Annotated in this window: 14 protein-coding genes; 9 read left to right on the forward strand and 5 right to left on the reverse strand. The window is 58.8% G+C overall.

Translation table 11 applies throughout. From position 1 onward, the window contains the following. Nucleotides 1–2: 2 nt before the first annotated feature. From M5B43_RS11375 to M5B43_RS11385, 3 genes are read right to left on the reverse strand one after another with little or no spacing between them, the layout of a single operon-like run. Nucleotides 3–917: a cysteine synthase family protein gene (locus tag M5B43_RS11375; protein ID WP_248750196.1), complete on the reverse strand. Its 915-nt coding sequence runs from the start codon at nucleotides 915–917 to the stop codon at nucleotides 3–5. 15 nt (nucleotides 918–932) lie between these two features. Next, nucleotides 933–2,795 carry a molybdopterin-synthase adenylyltransferase MoeB gene (moeB, locus tag M5B43_RS11380; protein ID WP_248750197.1) on the reverse strand — a complete coding sequence of 621 codons (1,863 nt, stop codon included), beginning with the start codon at nucleotides 2,793–2,795 and terminating at the stop codon, nucleotides 933–935. Nucleotides 2,796–2,824: 29 nt separating this feature from the next. Continuing rightward, nucleotides 2,825–3,718 (reverse strand): EamA family transporter, encoded by an 894-nt coding sequence (locus M5B43_RS11385; protein ID WP_248750223.1) that lies wholly within the window; start codon nucleotides 3,716–3,718, stop codon nucleotides 2,825–2,827. A 160-nt stretch (nucleotides 3,719–3,878) separates the two neighbouring features. Between M5B43_RS11385 and M5B43_RS11390 the strand changes: the two genes are divergently transcribed. Continuing rightward, the gene (locus M5B43_RS11390; protein ID WP_248750198.1) at nucleotides 3,879–5,303 is read left to right on the forward strand and encodes a PLP-dependent aminotransferase family protein; all 1,425 of its coding nucleotides are present in this window, start codon (nucleotides 3,879–3,881) and stop codon (nucleotides 5,301–5,303) included. 231 nt (nucleotides 5,304–5,534) lie between these two features. Here M5B43_RS11390 and M5B43_RS11395 read toward each other — a convergent pair whose 3' ends face one another. After that, a complete protein-coding gene (locus M5B43_RS11395; protein ID WP_003193298.1) occupies nucleotides 5,535–6,353 on the reverse strand; it encodes a pyruvate, water dikinase regulatory protein in 819 nt (272 codons plus the stop codon). Nucleotides 6,354–6,531: 178 nt separating this feature from the next. On the opposite strand from M5B43_RS11395, the gene ppsA reads away from it, so the two are divergent. The 8 genes from ppsA (at nucleotide 6,532) to M5B43_RS11435 (ending at nucleotide 14,672) form a co-directional block, all read left to right on the forward strand. Then, on the forward strand, nucleotides 6,532–8,907 hold the full coding sequence (gene ppsA / locus M5B43_RS11400) for a phosphoenolpyruvate synthase (protein WP_248750199.1): 2,376 nt from the start codon (nucleotides 6,532–6,534) through the stop codon (nucleotides 8,905–8,907). A 104-nt stretch (nucleotides 8,908–9,011) separates the two neighbouring features. Beyond that, complete coding sequence (locus tag M5B43_RS11405; RefSeq protein ID WP_248750200.1) at nucleotides 9,012–10,001, forward strand: alpha/beta fold hydrolase; 990 nt, start codon at nucleotides 9,012–9,014, stop codon at nucleotides 9,999–10,001. 230 nt (nucleotides 10,002–10,231) lie between these two features. Then, nucleotides 10,232–10,723: a ribonuclease E activity regulator RraA gene (gene rraA, locus M5B43_RS11410; RefSeq protein ID WP_248750201.1), complete on the forward strand. Its 492-nt coding sequence runs from the start codon at nucleotides 10,232–10,234 to the stop codon at nucleotides 10,721–10,723. A gap of 25 nt (nucleotides 10,724–10,748) precedes the next feature. Then, a complete protein-coding gene (locus tag M5B43_RS11415; protein WP_248750202.1) occupies nucleotides 10,749–11,744 on the forward strand; it encodes a zinc transporter ZntB in 996 nt (331 codons plus the stop codon). 86 nt (nucleotides 11,745–11,830) lie between these two features. Next, nucleotides 11,831–12,076, forward strand: coding sequence for a hypothetical protein (locus tag M5B43_RS11420; protein ID WP_005790375.1), 246 nt, complete (start codon nucleotides 11,831–11,833; stop codon nucleotides 12,074–12,076). A gap of 2 nt (nucleotides 12,077–12,078) precedes the next feature. Continuing rightward, nucleotides 12,079–12,903, forward strand: a complete 825-nt coding sequence (locus M5B43_RS11425) for a mechanosensitive ion channel domain-containing protein (RefSeq protein ID WP_003193288.1) — start codon at nucleotides 12,079–12,081, stop codon at nucleotides 12,901–12,903. 87 nt (nucleotides 12,904–12,990) lie between these two features. Next, on the forward strand, nucleotides 12,991–13,581 hold the full coding sequence (gene sigX / locus M5B43_RS11430; protein ID WP_003215014.1) for an RNA polymerase sigma factor SigX: 591 nt from the start codon (nucleotides 12,991–12,993) through the stop codon (nucleotides 13,579–13,581). 107 nt (nucleotides 13,582–13,688) lie between these two features. Next, nucleotides 13,689–14,672, forward strand: coding sequence for an OmpA family protein (locus M5B43_RS11435; RefSeq protein WP_248750203.1), 984 nt, complete (start codon nucleotides 13,689–13,691; stop codon nucleotides 14,670–14,672). A gap of 60 nt (nucleotides 14,673–14,732) precedes the next feature. Here M5B43_RS11435 and cobA read toward each other — a convergent pair whose 3' ends face one another. After that, nucleotides 14,733–15,476: a uroporphyrinogen-III C-methyltransferase gene (cobA, locus tag M5B43_RS11440; protein ID WP_248750204.1), complete on the reverse strand. Its 744-nt coding sequence runs from the start codon at nucleotides 15,474–15,476 to the stop codon at nucleotides 14,733–14,735. Between the last annotated feature and the right edge of the window lie 7 nt (nucleotides 15,477–15,483).

Genomic DNA, 15,483 nt, shown 5'->3' on the forward strand with positions numbered 1-15,483 from the left:
GGTTATTCGAAACCGGGCAGGTAGCTGTCGGCATTGTCGTAGACCATGGTCAACACCACCGTTTCAGGCGGCAATTCGGGGGCGAGCTGAGCGATGGCAACCATGTTGGCCGCCGAGGACAGCCCCAGGCTGATGGCGTCGGTGCGCATGATGCGTTTGATCATGTCGATGCAGGCGCTGTGCGACACCTTGAGCATGCCGTCCAGTACATCCACGTTGAGAATGCTCGGGATCAGGCCAATCGACAGACCCTGGATAGCGTGCGCAGCATGCTGGTCTTTCAGCAGGTCGCATTCCTCCGGTTCCACGCCCATGACGCGGATCGCCGGCCAGGCGGCCTTGAGGGTTTCACCGATGCCGGTGATGTGACCCCCGGTGCCGATGCCGCTGATGAAGTAATCCACGCGCCGGTCACCAAAGGCGCGGATGATTTCCGGCGCAGTGGTGTCGCGGTGGGTTTGCGGGTTGGCGCCATTGCGTTGCTGGTTGAGCATCACGTAGTTGGGGTTTTCCAGCTGCAACTCCATGCACTTTTCACCGTGGGAGTTGTTGCCCAGGCGGCTGTCAGACAGCACCACCCGGGCGCCGTACAGGCGTAGCAGTTTCTGTTTTTCGGGGCTGTAGTTGTCGGGGATCACCAGCACGACTTTGTAGCCAAGCACATTGCCGGCCATCACCAGGCCAATGCCGGTGTTGCCGCCGCTGGGTTCGATGATGGTTTGCCCGGAGTCACGCATCAGTACGCCACGGCGCTCGGCGTCGAGGATCATGCCCAGGGCGATGCGCGCCTTGTGGCTGCCGCCGGGGTTCAGGGATTCCAGCTTGGCGTAGACCTCGATGCCGAGGTCTTCGGAAAACTGGGCCAGACGTACGATCGGCGTGTTGCCGATGACGTCGAGAATGGAGTTATGCAGCATGCGTCAGTCCCCGGATCAGTACAAAGGCATGTCGGGTTCGACGTCGCGCACCCAATGTTTCATGCCGCCCTGCAGGACTTTGGTGTTGGCGAAACCGGCGGCTAGCAAGGTGCTGGCGGCTTGCTCGGCGCGGGTTCCGGCATAGCAGATCAGGTAGTGGGTGTTGTCGCGGCTCAGGTTGGCGAGTTGCCCATCCAGTTCGGCCAGGGGGATATGCACCACGCCCGGCAATTTGCACACCTCCAATTCGCTGGCGTCGCGCACGTCCAGCAATACGTCGGCGCTGCGCTGATGTTCGAGCACCTGCTTGAGCACTTGGGGCTTGATATAGCGCTCTTCGGCCAGGGACGGTCGGCTCGCGATGGCATCCGCGCACACCGCCGGTGCCAGGTTTTCGCTGTGGCGCAGTTCCGAGCAGCACGGGCAATCGGCGCGGCGCTTGAAGCGGATTTCACTGAATTTCATCGCCAACGCGTCGAAACGCATCAAGCGGCCGGACAACGGTTCGCCAATACCGATCAGCAATTTGATCGCCTCAGTGGCCTGAATCATGCCCACCACCCCCGGCAACACGCCAATGACGCCGCCGGCACTGCAATTGGGCGCCAGTTCTGCAGGCGGCGCTTGTGGGAACAGGCAGCGATAGCATGGGCCACCTTTATAGTTGAGCACGCTGATCTGCCCGTCGAAGCGGTAGATGGCGCCGTACACCAAGGGTTTACCCAACTGTACGCAGGCATCGTTGACCCGGTAGCGGGTGTCGAAGTTGTCGGTGCCGTCGATAACCAGGTCATAGGCACCCACCAGTTCCAGGGCGTTGTCGGCGTTGAGGGCCATGTTGTGTGCGTTGATCTGGATATGGCGGTTGAGGTCTTGCAGGCGTTGCTTGGCGGACTCGACCTTGGGCATGCCCAAGGTGCTGTTGCCGTGGACGACCTGGCGTTGCAGGTTGCTGCTTTCGACCACATCAAAGTCCACCAGGCCCAGGGTGCCGATGCCGGCCGCCGCCAGGTAGAGGCTGATGGGCGAGCCCAGGCCACCGGTGCCGATGATCAACACCTTGGCTTTTTTCAGGTTCAACTGACCTTCGCGGCCGACACCGGGCAGGGTGATGTGGCGCACATAGCGCTGCACTTCTTCATTGCTCAAGGCGTCGACGTCCATGCCCCCCGAGGTCGCGAGCAGTACTTCGATTCTGGCTTTTGCCGGTAATGGCTCATCGGCGCCGATCAACTCCTCCTCGGCGGTGAACAGGAAGTGTTCCTTGAGCTGGTTGTTCTTTTCGTGAAAAAGATGCGGGCGCAACTGCGGGTGGTAGTTGCAGAGGTTTTCAATGACTTCGCGCAATGTCGATCCGGTGCCCTCGAGGGTTGATTCCGGCAGCTTGGCCACGCGGACCAGAATGTCGGGGAAAGAGACAGCGTTCATGGACAACTCCGTGTGCAGGTCGTTGAAGGGTTGAAGGGCGAAATGTTTGCCATCCCAGGCAAACAGCTTTGATCCCAGGGCCTGGCCCTGGCGAACATCGACCACCAGGTAGCTGACGGGGTAGATCGGTTCGCCGAGGAACAGCGCCTTGTCCTGGTCTTCGTCACTGAAATAGGCGCCGACATCCGGGTGAGAGTGGTAGATCACCACCACCGGGTTGTCGCTGCGAAACGCCTTGTTCATCAGCAGGGTGTCGGCCACGGAAAAGGTGTAGCCGTTGGCCGCGCTGCGCGGGTACATCTGGGGGTTCTTGCGGTGTAACTCGTTCTGGATATTGCTGCCCAGGTACACGCTGCCGTCGGCGAAGATAAAGCCACAGCATTCCTCGGGATAGCTGCGGCTGGCGTGGGCGTAGATCTGTTCCAGAGCGGTGGGGCGCAGGACTTCCATGCTTCTCTCGTGTGCTTGCTGTGGGACGGTCACTTTTTCTGGGCCAGGAGTTTTTCAATCGGCAACTTGGTGATCGCAAAGCCGGCCAGCAGGATCGCCGAATACAGCATCAGGTCGCGGGAAATCTCCACGCCTTCGTACCAGGCACCGATGATCACTGCGAACACCGGGAAGATGATGAAGACGAACGACAGGATGATCGGGCTCAGGCGCTTGAGCAGCATGAAATACACGATGAATCCACCGACCGAGGCGACCAGCCCCAGGTAGAACAGCGCACCCCAGGAACGCAGGGTGATGGTGTCGAAGGTCGGCGTCTCAAACCACAGGCCCGCCACGAACAGCATCAACCCGGCAATGCCGATAGGCAGGGTGTTGTAGGTGATGACGCTGATGGCGCTGCCTTTTTGCTTGGTCATGACGTAGCACAGGGCATGCATGATCGCGGCGGTCAGAATGGCCAGCACCCCAAAGAACTCGGCGTGATCCAGGTGCAGGCCCTGGCTCTTGATGATCATGTAGAGGCTGCCGAAACCAATACCGATGCCGACGACCTGGGAGAAGTAGATGCGCTCACGCAGGAACAGCGCGGAGAAGATTAGGATGAAGACAGGCATGCAACTGAACAGCAGGGCCGTCAGGCCCGACGACACATGCATCTCGCCGTAGTTGAGCAGGTAATAAGGAACGCTGAAGTAGGACAGGGTCACAAACACGAAGAACCAACGGCTTTCCCGGGGAAACAGGATCGGCTCGCGCCGTACCAGGGCAAAACACAGGAACAGCGGGAAGGCGATGAGGAAGCGCAGGCCGGCGGACGTCAGCGGCGGCACGCTTTCCACGGCGATCTTGATACCCAGCCACGTGGTGCCCCAACTCAGGCACACGATGAGAAACATCACGCTGGTCACCAAGCCGGCCAACCACTGTTTTTGAGTTTTTGATTTTGCAGTGTTTTCGAGAACGGCGGACATTGGCATCGTTTATTGCTTCCCTGAGCCGGAATTGAACTCTATATTGAACTTGTAATGAGTTATTTTTTTCGGCGATTGAACCCGTAAAAGCACACTATTAGGGCGAAAGATGGCTGTCAAAACAAATATTGACATGGTGTCAATTATGCGTGAGGGCTTGTCCAACGGGCAGGGCGTGAAGTACAAGCGCCTGTCTGATGTCATGGAACGAGGCATTCTTGAAGGCTTGATTGAACCGGGACGAAAACTGCCGCCCCACCGGGTGCTTTCCGACAATCTGGGTGTGACCATCGGCACCATCAGCCGGGCCTACGGCGAGCTGGAACGCCTGGGGTTGGTCGTGGCGCGGGTCGGTGACGGGACCTTCGTGCGCAAGCGTGGGATGGAGCGCCAGCGCGATGAAGGCTTTCGCAACTTCAGCGAGGAGCCGCGCCAATACTTCGACATGAGCCGCAACATGCACATCCCCGGGCAGGAAACGGTATTTCTCGCCCAGAGCTTCCAAACCCTCTCGACCAACGCCAAATTCCTTCAGGACATCAGCGCCTACACCCCGGACGCCGGTTTGCCACGCTACCGCGAGGCGGGTGCGCAATGGTTGGTGCAGCGTGATTTTCATCCGATCCCCGAGCAAGTCATCTGCGTCAATGGCGGCCAGCACGGCTTGCTTTGCGCGATGATGGCGCTGTTGCGTGCCGGTGATACGGTGGTCACCGAACAACTGACTTACCCAGGGCTCATCACCGCCGCGCGCATGCTGGGTGTGCGATTAATTGGCCTGGAAATGGATGAAGAAGGTGTGCTGCCGGGGGCGTTGGATGAAGTCTGCCGCAATCACCGGGTTTCGGCGTTGTACTGCACCCCGACGATTCAGAACCCGACCACGGCGGTGCTGTCGGTTACGCGCCGGGAGGCGTTGGCCAAAGTCTGTCGTGAACACAATCTGCTGATTCTTGAGGACGAAGCCCACGGTGTGCTGGTAGAAGATCGGCCGCCACCCCTCAGTTTCTTCGCGCCTGAGCGTACGATCTTGATCAGTAGCCTGAGTAAGGCGGTGTCGGCGGGTTTGCGGGTTGGCTACGTACACGCGCCACCGGCACTGGTCAGCCGCATCTCGGCGGCGCTGCGTTCGACCTGCTGGATGGCCACCCCCGTGACCCTGGAACTGGCGACCCAGTGGATTGAAAACGGCACGGCGGAGTACCTGCTGCGTCAGCAGATCAACGAGATCAGCCGGCGCAAAGCCCTGGTGCGCGACCTGCTGAATGGCCTGGCCTATCGCACCCACCTCAACAGCCCGCACTTCTGGATCGAGGTGCCGGAACCCTGGCGTGCGTCGGAAATCGAGGCGGAGCTCAAACAGAACAATTACCTGATCGCCACCGCCGAGGCTTTTGCCGTGGGGCAGACGGCGGTGCCGCAGTTTATTCGGGCGAGTATCTGTAATACGTCGGGCGACGATCAGTTATTGCGGGCGGGGTTTGATGCACTGGCCACGGCGCTGGGGCAGGGGGGCGGGCGGTTTCATCTCTAGCGCCAGCAGGTGTTATGTCGCGAGCGGGCTTTCTGTGGCGAGCGGGCTTGCCCCGCGTTGGGCTGCGAAGCAGCCCCAATCAGGAAGAATGCGGTGTATCAGTCAGACGTTATCGCCTGGTTTTAGGGCTGCTACGCGCCCCAACGCGGGACAAAAAGGCTAAAAAGTAACCTGTGGCGAGGGAGCCCGCTCGCCACAGGAAAAGCGCCTGTTGCAACGAGGCTCAGTGGGTTATTTGAACCGCCGCTCTACGCCTTTCTCCACCAGAATCTTCGCCGAGATCTCCTCCACCGAGAAATGCGTGGAGTTGATGTGCGCAATATTCTCGCGACGGAACAGGTTTTCCACTTCACGCACTTCGAACTCGCACTGGGCATAGCTGGAGTAGCGGCTGTTGGGCTTGCGCTCGTTGCGGATGGCCGTCAGACGGTCCGGGTCGATGGTCAGGCCGAACAACTTGTGCGAATGCGCGCGCAGGGCTGCCGGTAGCGTCAGGTGTTCCATGTCGTCTTCGGTCAGCGGGTAGTTGGCCGCGCGGATACCAAATTGCATGGCCATGTACAAACAGGTGGGGGTTTTGCCGCAGCGCGACACGCCTACCAGGATCAGGTCGGCCTTGTCGTAGTAATGCGTACGGGCGCCATCATCGTTGTCGAGGGCGAAGTTCACCGCCTCGATACGCTCCATATAGTTGGAGTTATGCCCAATGGAATGGGACTTTCCGACCGAATAGGAGGAGTGTTCACTCAGTTCCTGTTCCAGGGGGGCCAGGAAGGTCGAGAAGATGTCGATCATGAAACCATTCGAGGTGGCGAGGATCTCACGAATGTCTTGATTGACGATGGTGTCGAAAATGATCGGCCGAAAGCCGTCTTTTTCGGCCGCCAGATTGATTTGTTGTACCATGGCCCGCGCTTTATCCACGCTGTCTATATAAGGACGCGTGAATTTGGCGAAGGTAATGTTTTCGAACTGTGCGAGCAGGCTTTGGCCCAATGTCTCGGCTGTAATGCCGGTGCCGTCGGAAATAAAGAAAGCAGATCGTTTCATTTGAGCCCTGGGCCTTAAGCTGATGGCGAATCTTGGATATGATAGGCGCGATTTTGCCGTCCCGCAGTGGGCCGCATTCTCACTTATTTTCCAGGTCCAGGCCACAAGCGCTGGCGTTAGCTCCTATTGAGCAACCCGCGTCCTGAGCTTTTCCAACACAGAAAGTGGAGAGATCACCTTGGTAGAGTACGTAGTTTCCCTCGATAAGCTCGGCGTCCATGATGTAGAGCATGTGGGGGGCAAGAACGCATCCCTCGGCGAGATGATCAGTAATCTTGCAGGCGCTGGTGTCTCGGTGCCCGGTGGTTTCGCCACCACGGCCCAGGCTTACCGTGACTTCCTCGAGCTGAGCGGCCTCAACGCCCAGATCCACGCCGCGCTGGACGCCCTGGACGTCGATGACGTCAACGCCCTGGCCAAGACCGGTGCCCAGATCCGCCAATGGATCATGGAAGCCGAGTTCCCCGAGAAGCTCAACGAAGAAATCCGCACCGCTTTCGCTGCATTGTCCGCCGGCAACCCGGACATGGCGGTTGCCGTGCGTTCCTCGGCCACCGCCGAAGACTTGCCGGACGCTTCCTTTGCCGGCCAGCAGGAAACCTTCCTTAATATCCGCGGCGTGGAAAACGTGATCCGTGCGGCCAAGGAAGTCTTTGCCTCGCTGTTCAACGACCGTGCTATTTCCTACCGCGTACACCAGGGTTTCGACCATAAGCTGGTGGCCCTGTCCGCTGGCGTGCAGCGCATGGTGCGCTCGGAAACCGGCACCGCCGGGGTCATGTTCACCCTGGACACCGAATCTGGCTTCCGTGACGTGGTGTTTATCACCGGCGCCTACGGCCTGGGCGAAACCGTCGTACAAGGCGCGGTCAACCCGGACGAATTCTACGTCCACAAGCACACTCTTGAGGCCGGTCGCCCGGCCATCTTGCGCCGCAACCTGGGCAGCAAGGCCATCAAGATGATCTACGGCGACGAGGCCAAGGCCGGTCGCTCGGTGAAAACCGTCGAAGTCGACAAGGCCGAACGTGCGCGTTTCTGCCTGACCGACGCAGAAGTCAGCGAACTGGCCAAACAAGCGATGATCATCGAGAAGCACTACAAGTGCCCGATGGACATCGAATGGGCCAAGGACGGTGACGACGGCAAGCTGTACATCGTTCAAGCGCGTCCGGAAACCGTGAAGAGCCGCACGTCGGCCAACGTCATGGAGCGCTACCTGCTGAAAGAAACCGGCACCGTGCTGGTGGAAGGCCGTGCCATCGGCCAGCGTATCGGCGCCGGCAAGGTGCGGATCATCAAGGACGTGTCCGAGATGGACAAGGTCCAGCCCGGCGACGTGCTGGTCTCCGACATGACCGACCCGGACTGGGAACCGGTGATGAAGCGCGCGAGCGCCATCGTCACCAACCGTGGCGGGCGCACCTGCCACGCGGCGATCATCGCCCGTGAGCTGGGGATCCCAGCGGTGGTCGGTTGTGGCAACGCCACCCAACTGCTCAAGGATGGCCAGGGTGTGACTGTGTCCTGCGCCGAAGGCGACACCGGCTTCATCTTCGAAGGTGAGCTGGGCTTCGACATCAAGCAAAACTCCATCGACGCCATGCCTGACCTGCCGTTCAAGATCATGATGAACGTCGGTAACCCGGACCGTGCCTTCGACTTCGCGCAGTTGCCGAACGCCGGTGTGGGCCTGGCCCGCCTGGAGTTCATCATCAACCGCATGATCGGCGTGCACCCCAAGGCCCTGCTGAACTACGACGGCCTGCCGCTGGAGATCAAGGAAAGCGTCGACAAGCGCATTGCCGGTTACAACGACCCGGTGGGCTTCTATGTCGAGAAGCTGGTGGAAGGCATCAGCACCTTGGCGGCGGCGTTCTACCCGAAAAAGGTCATCGTGCGCCTGTCGGACTTCAAGTCCAACGAATACGCCAACCTGATCGGCGGCAAGCTCTACGAGCCGGAAGAAGAAAACCCGATGCTGGGCTTCCGTGGCGCTTCGCGTTACATCAGCGAATCGTTCCGTGACTGCTTCGAACTGGAGTGCCGCGCCCTCAAGCGCGTGCGCAACGAGATGGGCCTGACCAACGTCGAGATCATGGTGCCGTTCGTGCGCACCTTGGGCGAGGCGAGCCAGGTGGTGGACCTGCTGGCCGAAAACGGCTTGACCCGCGGTGAGAACGGCCTGCGCGTGATCATGATGTGCGAGCTGCCGTCCAACGCCATTCTGGCCGAAGAGTTCCTGGAGTTCTTCGACGGTTTCTCCATCGGTTCCAACGACCTGACCCAACTGACCCTGGGCCTGGATCGCGATTCGGGGATCATCGCGCACCTGTTCGACGAGCGTAACCCGGCGGTCAAGAAGCTGCTGGCCAACGCCATCCAGGCGTGCAACAAGGCTGGCAAGTACATCGGCATCTGCGGTCAAGGCCCTTCCGACCACCCGGACCTGGCCAAATGGTTGATGGAACAGGGCATCGAAAGCGTCTCGCTGAACCCTGATTCCGTGCTGGAAACCTGGTTCTTCCTGGCGGAAGGCCAAGCGTCCGCTTAAGGTCGCTACGTCAAAAGTGCCGGTCAATCGTCAGGTTGACCGGCATTCTTATCTGTACAGGGCGGAATCCTTGCGGACGTCGCCCTTTTTTGTGCAAGAGCATTATGCAAAGCAGCAGCAACCTGTTTCCCGTCGCCTTGATCAGCGCTGAACGTCGCGGCGACCTGAGTGAAGATGTGTATCGCCTCAAACCCGGTAACAGCCCCGACGGCACCGTCGAGCTGGCGGTGACCCGTTTGGGCCTGGCGGATGTCCCGGAAAACCGGGGCACGCCGGTCATCCTGTTGCATGGTAGTTTTTCCAACCGGCGTTTCTGGTACTCCCCCAAGGGCATCGGCCTGGGCGCTTACCTGGCGCGCCGGGGATTCGATGTGTGGATCCCGGAAATGCGCGGCCATGGCTTGTCCAGACGCAACCACGATTACGCCAGAAACCGTGTTGCCGATTACGCGCGTTACGATTTGCCGGCCATTGGTGCGTTTGTGCGTGAACAAAGTGGGCAAATCCCACACTGGATCGGTCACTCCCTGGGCGGTACGACCCTGGCGGCGGCGCTCGGCGGCCAGCACCTGGGAGCGCCAGGCGCGGCTTCTGTGGCGTTGTTTGGTTGCCAGGTCAGCCGCACGTATTGGCCGTTGAAAATTCCACCGGTGGAGTGGGGCGGCCGATTCATCTTGAAGCGCTTTGGCCAATTGTCTGGCGCACGGCTCAAGCGTGGTCCTGAGGATGAGCCGGTCGGTGTGATGATCGAGTCGATGCGCTGGCACGGCCTGTTCGGCCGCTTTGGCGATGCCGAGTGCGACTGGTGGAAAGGCCTGGCGCAGGTCGACGTACCGCTGTTGGCGGTGAGCGCGGCGGGCGACCGGCAAGACCCGGATTGGGCGTGTCGCACGTTATTTGAGCAAGTCGGCAGCGAGCACCGCCAGTACCTGTGCCTGGGGCGCGAGCAAGGCTTTACCGATGATTTCGGGCATGTGGAGATGCTGGTCAGCAAACCCGCGCAGACTCAAGTGTGGCCGCTGGTGGAGCGTTGGTTGAAAGACCCATTGACACCTTTATTCGGGACGCAGCCAGCAGTCGTGGCAGCGGTTTGACGAAGCGCTCTACCAAGGGCGTTTCACTCTTGAGTCGTTGCGGCTAAGATATGACGCGCCAGGGGCTTCTGGTCATATTCAGTCGCGCAACAGGTATTGCGTTGCGCTGGCGTGGGTCTGATCATGGCCGCCGCAAACAGGTCAGCACTTAAAGAATGCCTGTTGCGACGCGTTTTTCTGATGTACACCATGGGATGTTCGACCTCTTCTTTGACGACAGGAGTTTCTCGATGAACCATTACGTGACCCCCGACCTGTGTGACGCCTACCCGGAACTGGTACAGGTAGTGGAGCCGATGTTCAGCAACTTCGGCGGCCGAGACTCCTTTGGTGGCGAGATCGTCACCATCAAATGCTTCGAGGACAACTCCCTGGTCAAGGAACAAGCCGACCAGCCGGGGGCAGGCAAAGTCCTGGTGGTCGACGGCGGTGGTTCCCTGCGTCGAGCATTGCTGGGCGATATGATCGCCGAGAAAGCCGCTAAAAACGGATGGGAAGGCTTGGTGATCTACGGTTGCATCCGCGACGTCGACGTCATCGCGCAGATCGATTTGGGTGTACAGGCCCTGGCCACCCACCCGATGAAAACCGACAAGCGTGGTATTGGCGACCTGAACGTCGTCGTGACGTTCGCGGGCGTGACGTTCCGCCCGGGAGAGTACATTTACGCTGACAACAACGGCGTAATCGTGTCGCCCAGCCCGCTTGAAATGCCTGAATAAACCGCAGTAGCCGATAGGGGTGAGGATGTTCGAGGAAGAAAACGCGCAATGGGGGCTGGTGCATGCCCTGGTGCTGGACGGTAAAGGCGGTGCGCGTTCGATTGCCCGGACTGAGCTCGACGATTTGCAATTGCAGCCTCAGGAAAGCCTTTGGCTGCATTGGGATCGCAGCCACCCGCAGACCCAGACCTGGTTGCGCACGTCCAGCGGCCTGAGCGAGTTTGCCTGTGACCTGTTGCTGGAAGAGAACACTCGTCCACGGCTGCTACCGCTGCCGGACGCCGAATTGTTGTTGTTTCTGCGTGGAATCAATCTCAACCCGGGTGCAGAGCCGGAAGACATGGTCTCGGTGCGTATCTTCGCGTCGGCCAATCGTGTGATCTCCCTGCGTTTGCGCCCGCTGCGCGCCACCGATGAGCTGCTGGTGCAATTGGCAGATGGCAAAGGCCCTAAGACCGCGTCGGAACTGATCCTTTATATGGCGCAGTACCTGACCCATAAAGTGCAGGATCTGGTCACCGACTTGTCTGAAATCGTCGATTCCGAGGAAGAAAAGCTCGATGCCGACGAACGGTATACTCCAGAGCACGGCAACGTTTTGCAGATCCGTCGGCGAGCGGCCGGGCTCAAGCGTTTCCTGTCGCCACAGCGGGATATCTTTGCCCAGCTGACGCGGATCAAATTGCCATGGTTCTGTGACGACGATGCTGACTATTGGAATGAATTACACAACAGCCTGACCCGCTACCTGGAAGAGCTTGAATTGGCTCGGGAGCGCGTGGGGCTTGTGCTGGAGGCTGAAGATCGGCGCTTGAGCGTACGCATGAATCGCACGATGTATCGCTTCGGGATCATCACCGGGATCTTCTTGCCGATGAGTTTTCTTACCGGGTTGCTGGGCATCAATGTGGGTGGGATACCCTTCTCGGGCAACCCCTACGGCTTCGTGATTGCGTGCCTGATGATGGTGGCTGTCGCCGTCGGGCAATGGTGGCTATTTCGACGATTACGCTGGGTTTGACCTGAATATGACCTGAACGTAAGAAGGGGTTTATGTGACCCCAGGAATTTTACCCTCGTCTTTTAAAATACTTGCGAGAGGTCTCTATGCACGATCCGTTCGAACAGTCTTTGCGTGACATGCTCAATGCTTCGCCATCCAACCGTGATGACGATGCTTGCTTGGGTCGCGTGTTGAAAACCGCCAACCGTCAGGTAGGGGCGGGGGACCTGTTCGGTCTGCTCGGGCGTTGGCTGCCGGCGTTGATGATGGCCTTGAACAATGGTTCGGCCCATGTATCACCGGTTTCACGGCGTAAACCGCTTGCTCGCACTGCTGATAAGGCTGATTGAATATGGAACTTGATCTCTGGACCCAGAGCCTGGTCACGGCAATGACCGCATTGTGGACCAAGGTGGCGAACTTCATTCCCAACCTGTTTGGTGCACTGGTCCTGGTATTGTTGGGGTTTGTCGTAGCCAAGTTGCTTGACACCCTGCTGTCCAAATTGCTGGCCAAACTCGGGCTGGATCGCTTGATGGCCGGCACTGGCCTGACTAAATTACTCGGCCGCGCCGGGCTGCAGGTGCCGATTTCTACCCTGATCGGGAAGATCGTCTACTGGTTCGTTTTACTTATTTTTCTGGTTTCTGCGGCACAATCCCTTGGACTTGAGCGAGTTTCGGCTACGCTCGACATGCTAGCGCTGTATTTACCGAAGGTTTTCGGTGGCGCGCTGGTGCTGCTGGTAGGCGTTTTACTCGCGCAATTGGCCAACGGGCTGGTGCGCGGGGCTGCCGAAGGCGTGGGGCTGGATTATGCTGCGGGCCTGGGGCGAATTGCCCAAGGGCTGGTGATCATCATCAGTATTTCCGTCGCGATCAGCCAGTTGGAGGTCAAGACTGACCTGCTCAACCACGTGATTGTGATTGTTTTGATTACCGTTGGTCTGGCCGTTGCGCTGGCCATGGGCTTGGGAAGCCGGGAAATTGCCGGCCAGATTCTTGCGGGAATCTATGTGCGTGAGTTGTACCAGGTTGGGCAACAGGTGCGTGTGGGCGAGGTTGAAGGGCAAATCGAGGAGATCGGCACAGTCAAGACAACGGTGCTGACCGATGACGGTGAGCTGGTGTCGCTGTCCAACCGGATTCTTCTGGAGCAGCAGGTCAGTAGCCGCTAACCCGGCAAACCCTGCTAATGTACGCCGCCGCAAACCTGGGTGACCGGGTTGCAGCGGACATTGACCTGACTGTCGGCACGACTTGTTTTGAATAAAGCCCAAACGCTGTCCACGCGCTATGACCCCCGTGAGCTCTCTGATGAGGAGTTGGTCGCGCGCTCGCACACGGAGCTGTTTCACGTAACACGCGCGTACGAAGAATTGATGCGCAGGTATCAACGCACTCTGTTCAACGTTTGTTCAAGGTATTTAGGGAACGATAGAGATGCGGATGATGTCTGTCAGGAAGTGATGCTCAAGGTGCTGTATGGCCTGAAGAACTTCGAGGGCAAATCGAAGTTCAAGACGTGGCTCTATAGCATCACGTACAACGAGTGCATCACGCAGTATCGTAAGGAACGGCGAAAGCGTCGCTTGATGGACGCGTTGAGTCTGGACCCCCTTGAGGAAGCGTCTGAAGAAAAGGCGCCGACACCCGAGGAGAAGGGCGGACTTGATCGCTGGTTGGTGCATGTGAACCCGATTGACCGCGAAATTCTCGTGCTACGATTTGTCGCAGAGCTGGAATTTCAGGAAATCGCTGACATCATGCACATGGGTTTGAGTGCTACAAAAATGCGTTACAAGCGTGCTCTTGATAAATTACGTGAGAAATTTGCGGGCAGTACTGAAACTTAGTTCGGTGCAAATATCTCTTACGTGTAGGCAAGTTCTGTTAGACTTGTCGCCGAGTTGTCCCCCGGTTTGTGGGACTGCTTTACAATCACCAGATGGGGATTTAACGGATGAAACTGAAAAACACCTTGGGCTTGGCCATTGGTACTCTTATTGCCGCTACTTCTTTCGGCGCACTGGCACAAGGCCAAGGCGCAGTTGAAGGCCAGCTGTTCTACAAAAAGCAGTTCAACGATAGCGTCAAGCACATCGAAGACGGCTACAACCCTGGCGCAAGCATCGGTTACTTCTTGACCGACGACGTGTCGATCAACCTGAACTACGACACCACCAACCACACCCGTTCGAACGACGGTACTGGCAACCAGAAGATCAAAGGTGACACTGGCAGCGTGACTGCTCAGTACCACTTCGGTCAGGCTGGTGTTGACTCCCTGCGTCCATACGTTGAAGGTGGTTTCGGTCACCAGAGCCGTACCAACGTTGCTGCTGACGGCCACACTGGTCGTGACCAGTCGACCCTGGCTATCGCTGGCGCTGGCGTGAAGTACTACTTCACCAACAACCTGTTCGCACGTGCTGGCGTTGAAGCTGACTACGCACTGGACAACGGCAAGTGGGACTACTCCGCACTGGTCGGCCTGGGTGTGAACTTCGGCGGTAACGCTGGCGCAGTAGCTCCAGCTCCTACCCCAGCACCAGCTCCAGAGCCAACTCCAGAGCCAGAAGCTCCAGTTGCTCAGGTTGTTCGTGTTGAGCTGGACGTGAAGTTCGACTTCGACAAGTCGGTTGTTAAGCCTAACAGCTACGGCGACGTGAAAAACCTGGCTGACTTCATGAAGCAGTACCCAGCAACCAACGTACAGGTTGAAGGTCACACTGACTCCGTCGGTCCAGACGCTTACAACCAAAAGCTGTCCCAGCGTCGTGCTGACGCTGTTAAGCAGGTCCTGGTTAAGGATGGCGTTCAAGCCAACCGTATTCAGTCGATCGGCTACGGCAAATCCCGCCCAGTTGCTGACAACGCAACTGAAGCTGGCCGTGCTATCAACCGTCGCGTAGAAGCCTCGGTAGAAGCACAAGCAGCTCAGTAATTACTGAGTTGTAGAGAAAAGCCCGGCTTAGGCCGGGCTTTTTTTCGCCTGGAATTTACCTCAGGCGCTGGCCGATGCGGCCACGCAAGCCACCTGTGCAGGGGTGGCAACGCGGCCAATCACAAGGATCGCCGGGCTCTTCAGGGCGAAAGCCTGCGCATCTGTATGCATCTGCGCCAGCGTGCTACGGCATTCCCGTTGCTGGGGCAGCGATGCATTTTCGATCATCGCCACGGGCATATCCGCAGGCATTGCGCTTTCCAGCAGTTGCTGACGAATCTCCTCCAGCTTCGCCACCCCCATGTACACCACCAATGTGGTCCCACCTTCGGCCAGTGCACGCCAGTTCAGGTGGCTGCCGTCCTGGGTATGGGCCGTGACCAGCGTTACCCCTCGACTGACACCGCGTAACGTCAGTGGAATGTCGCATTGGCTGGCTCCCGCCAACCCCGCCGTGATGCCGTTGACCAGCTCCACATCCACGCCATGTTCGCGCAGCCACGTCGCTTCTTCGCCACCCCTGCCAAAGATGCACGGGTCGCCGCCCTTGAGCCGCACCACGCATTTGCCCTGGCGTGCATAACGTAGCATCAAGCGATGGATAAAATCCTGCGGTGTGGAGCGGCAGCCACCACGCTTGCCGACGATAATCACCCGGGCACCGGCACAGTGTTCCAACACGGCCGGGTTGGCCAAATCATCCATCAGCACTACGTCGGCTTCGTGCAGTGCTCGCACGGCCTTGAGGGTCAGCAGCTCCGGATCACCGGGTCCTGCGCCTACCAGCCAGACTTTTGCGCTCATGTCGTTC

It is taken from the genome of Pseudomonas sp. MWU15-20650, assembly GCF_023242475.1.
In the GTDB taxonomy this organism is placed as follows: Bacteria; Pseudomonadota; Gammaproteobacteria; order Pseudomonadales; family Pseudomonadaceae; genus Aquipseudomonas.